Source organism: Bacillus sp. 05T22, from assembly GCF_056396765.1.
In genome coordinates this window covers 1-4,095 of the sequence record NZ_JBFTMC010000194.1, presented here as the reverse complement: position 1 = coordinate 4,095, position 4,095 = coordinate 1, and the positions used below count along the sequence as shown (strand labels likewise).

5 protein-coding genes, 2 tRNA genes and 1 pseudogene are annotated in these 4,095 nt (G+C 35.3%); all 8 read right to left on the bottom strand.

Translation table 11 applies throughout. From position 1 onward, the window contains the following. Positions 1 to 1,287 (bottom strand): annotated as a pseudogene (locus AC1DIT_RS27415) (stage II sporulation protein E); the annotation flags it as partial. Between the two features lie 262 nt (positions 1,288 to 1,549). Beyond that, positions 1,550 to 1,621 (bottom strand) — tRNA-Glu (locus tag AC1DIT_RS27410). A gap of 13 nt (positions 1,622 to 1,634) precedes the next feature. Next, positions 1,635 to 1,708 (bottom strand) — tRNA-Met (locus AC1DIT_RS27405). A gap of 169 nt (positions 1,709 to 1,877) precedes the next feature. After that, on the bottom strand, positions 1,878 to 2,393 hold the full coding sequence (locus AC1DIT_RS27400; RefSeq protein WP_016116915.1) for a S1 domain-containing RNA-binding protein: 516 nt from the start codon (positions 2,391 to 2,393) through the stop codon (positions 1,878 to 1,880). An 87-nt stretch (positions 2,394 to 2,480) separates the two neighbouring features. Then, positions 2,481 to 2,840: a cell division protein DivIC gene (divIC, locus tag AC1DIT_RS27395; RefSeq protein ID WP_016116914.1), complete on the bottom strand. Its 360-nt coding sequence runs from the start codon at positions 2,838 to 2,840 to the stop codon at positions 2,481 to 2,483. Next, positions 2,837 to 3,490, bottom strand: coding sequence for a spore cortex biosynthesis protein YabQ (yabQ, locus tag AC1DIT_RS27390; protein WP_016116913.1), 654 nt, complete (start codon positions 3,488 to 3,490; stop codon positions 2,837 to 2,839). Before yabQ ends, divIC begins: the two co-directional genes overlap by 4 nt. Continuing rightward, positions 3,487 to 3,795 (bottom strand): sporulation protein YabP, encoded by a 309-nt coding sequence (yabP, locus tag AC1DIT_RS27385; protein ID WP_003194251.1) that lies wholly within the window; start codon positions 3,793 to 3,795, stop codon positions 3,487 to 3,489. Before yabP ends, yabQ begins: the two co-directional genes overlap by 4 nt. Before the next feature lie 59 nt (positions 3,796 to 3,854). After that, positions 3,855 to 4,094 carry a S4 domain-containing protein gene (locus AC1DIT_RS27380; protein WP_476998561.1) on the bottom strand — a complete coding sequence of 80 codons (240 nt, stop codon included), beginning with the start codon at positions 4,092 to 4,094 and terminating at the stop codon, positions 3,855 to 3,857. Position 4,095 lies beyond the last annotated feature (1 nt).

Below are 4,095 nucleotides of genomic sequence, written 5' to 3'. Positions count from 1 at the left end.
CCCTTCTTCTGTTTCATTCATAATTTGTTTCATATAATCATATGTTTTATCAAAATTCACTACCCAGCATTGATCCTTTTTAAAACATGATTGACACGTCTTTGCTGTAATTGTACTTAAAAATAAATCAGCTTCTGTTTCCTCATCCTCTTCCTCCACATATCCATATACCGAAAAGCTATTAGATAATGCAGAGAATACATTTGCAAATTGATTAATTTTATTAGCTGTCACATCACGCATTCTTCGTAAATATTGTTGTTGATCCTGAGAATGTTCTTGTGTTCCTGGCATAAATTTAGCAAGCCGATCGATAATTGCCTGTGGTGTTAGTAAAAAGAATCCTATCGCCACTCCAGATTCTATTAAAGTTGTTATAATATTTACTTGCTTGTCGACGTATAATGTAATTAGACCTGTACCAATTAGCAACCCTAAACTAACGCCCAAACGCTTCCCTTCTTTTAATAATCCACCAAGTAACCCCGAAAAAGCCAATAGACTAAGTTGAGATAAGCTACCTATATTCGCTAAACTCAATATCAATCCTGTAACAACCCCTACTGTTGAGCCAGTAGCTGCCCCTGCAACAAAAGCAAATAATAACACTAAATATCTCGTGAAAATATGTTGAACTGAAGCGTCGTAAATAAACCAATCTGTTGTACCCGTTAACACAGATGCAAGTAATATAATTAAACAAACAATTTCTTCCGTTTCTAACGCTTGTTGCTTTCCCTTTCTTTCTGTCAATAACGGTACACTTTGTAGAAAAATCATTGTTAAAACAAAACTAAGCCCTGCTTCAATAGTACTTACGAGTAAATCATACATAGTGACGGTTTGCTGCGCGAAGTAAACAACAGCGAGATGTGCGGTTAATGCGGAGATAAATACTTGAAATGGTACAAGTCCAACAATTTTACGTGTAAATCGACTAAAGAAGATATTGTAAATGAAGAAAGTAAAAATAGATGCAAAGGCAAAAAGTAAATTATCTAGTGAAACGGAAAGCGCACCACCCATAAGAGCAAGAAATGCGAGTGCCATCTTATCACGTTTCATTACATAAACAGCAGCAAAAAACGGTAGTGCAAACGGTAAAATGTTCGTTAATATATATGCTCGTCCTAAAAGAAAACCGATTACAGCAATAACAAATCCCCATCTAAAGAAAACTTGCTCCAACTTCACTTTCAACTTGCTTGTCCATGTTATTGATCTGAGTTGCCCATCATTCATAGCCAGTGTACTTGTGTTCACAGTATTCCTTCCTGATTTTGGCATATTTTTAACACCACCTGCATAGTTTAATTACTGTTATTATAAAAGATGATTATTGGGATTTTTGTCAAAACAACAGTTCACACTTACATAATCGTTCGACTTYTTATTCGAAATAAACCTATATATATACAAGTTGTTAAAAATAAGCACCTTAAAAGAACGGAAAATTCAAAAAATATAGGGTGTTTTTGTAGAAGCTTTGCAATTATTTACAATTTCTTAATAAAAAAAAGATCATGCTATCTGCATGATCTTTTTTAGATGACCCGTACGGGATTCGAACCCGTGTTACCGCCGTGAAAGGGCGGTGTCTTAACCACTTGACCAACGGGCCGTTAAAATAAATATAGCGGCGGAGGGGATCGAACCCCCGACCTCACGGGTATGAACCGTACGCTCTAGCCAGCTGAGCTACACCGCCATGTCGTCTTATTTAACGGACAATTAGTATCTTATATCAAATTCACTTTAAAGTCAACATGTTTCAAAAAGTTTTTTATTCTTTTTTTAATATACTCATTTACATAAAAAAGCACCCCGAGTGACTTACTCCGGGCACCTCTCTATATGTTAAGAATAAAACGTTCGTTTTATCCGCGACGAGCGCCACGGCCACCACGTTTAGATTCTGTATTACGCTTTAAAGAAGTTAGACGATCTTCACTRTCTTTTAAAAAGCGTGCCATCTTTTGCTCAAACGTTTCCTTTTGATTGCCACCATTATCACGGCCACCACGGTTATCTCTGTTAAAAGAACGATTGCGTTGTGGACGTCCAGAACGTTGTTGATCACCACCACGTTGCTCTCCACCACGTTGCTCTCCACCACGTTGATACTCACCGCGTGGACGATCTCCTTCTGGCCTTACACGCTCTTTCGCTTTTTTAATAGATAGACCAATTTTTCCATCTTTTTCAACATTAATAACTTTTACTTCTACTTGGTCGCCTACTTTTAAGTGATCATTAATATCCTTCACATAATTATCAGCAACTTCACTAATATGAACAAGACCCGTTAAGCCTTCTGGCAGCTCCACAAAAGCCCCAAAATTTGTAATACCTGTTACTTTACCTTGTAACTTGCTGCCTATCTCGATTGACATAAAAAAAATGCTCCTCCTTAGTGGTTAAAAAGTCAAATTTTACTTTATTATATATAATCCTAAAATATAGTGTCAATAAGACACGACCTACTTAGAAACAGGAAAAATTATCTCCCCTTTTCCAGAGAAGAAATAATCCCTCCTAGCAATCTTTAAAACATACTCTTCATCATTCAACTTTTGAACATCATCTTGTAATTTTTTTTCTTTCTTTGTTAATGAACCCAATTCTTTTTTCATCTCTTCAACCTTTACTTCTTTTGCTTTAACGGAACTATTTTGTTGATAAAACGTTACACTAATGCTCGCAATAATTGTAAAAGCAAAGACAAGAAAAACTGCTAAACGGCGATATAATCGCCTCCTGTTTTCATTTGTTTGTATTATATGTTCTCTGACAGAATTTGGATTCTGCTCTTCAATCAATCTTTGCCTCAGTTCCCTCATTTCCGAGGTCCCCCTAACTTCTTTTTTATACGCTCCCAAATTTGAAAGGTATATTTCTTCAATTTCCTTGTATGTTGCAGTAATCCTACATATCTCTTTATAAAAAGTTTAACACGGTTAGGGAGAAGTTTCCATATGAGCAAAGTAAGAAATCGAACAGGCCAGAAAAAAATTTTCCATACAAAAAGTAATATCCATACGGTACATTTCCACAACACATGCCCAATTGAAAATAATATACGAAATAAAAATAAAATAAAAGCAATAATAAGCTGCGCTATAATAATAACAGGTTTTATCATAAGTAGCTGTACAATTTGGATAAAAAATTGTATCGTTTGTACAAAAATATAAATGAGAAAATTCAATACTCGCATATACACTGCTTTCAATAAGCTTTGATATGCAGCAAAACCACAAAGCAAAGCTACAAAAACATATATACGTAATTCAGCTTCATTTACAAGCAGCAATACATAAAAGACAAACAGTGCTTGGACAATCCAAAACAGTATATCATATATAAATACAATCCAACGCTTACGCCGCGGTCGCTGTAAAAAGCGTTGGTATGTATCTAACGCCGCTCCAATCCAAGCACCCATTCCAATCATAGAAAGCATTGTATACAGTTGAATCGTTAAACTCATTTAAACAACTTACTAAAGAATCCTTTAGCTTTCTCCCCTTGATTTTCATCAATGTACAACATCTCATGAATTTTCCCTTTAATGGATACAATACCTTTTTCTACATCTAAATTTTTCATCTGTAAGTTTTGACCGCGAATTGTTAAAAAACCCATTACAGTTTCTAATAAAAACTCTTCACTATCAAAACTCTCTACTTGCTTTACGCCAGTAATATCTATTACACGTCTACCACGCATAATAATATCATGCTCTACAGAAACATTCTGTTGATTAGAAGACGCAACTGAGTAGCCCTTATTCACGTCAATCCCCCCATAGCTTTATACTATCTAGTAAATAATGTATGAGGAGAGAAAATAATTTAGAACAAGCCTTCTTCTGCTTTCACTTTCTCTTCACGAACTACCGTATACATGTTAGCTGCATCTTCTTTTTTCGTTGTTTCTTTTAATTCATTTACTTTTACAGTTACTACTTTTTGTCCAAAACGAATTGTTAGTTCATCTTCTACTTTCACAACAGAGCTCGCCTTTGCAGCTTGCCCATTAATCGCAATTCTTCCTTGATCAGCTACTTCCTTTGCTAATGTTCTCCTTTTAATT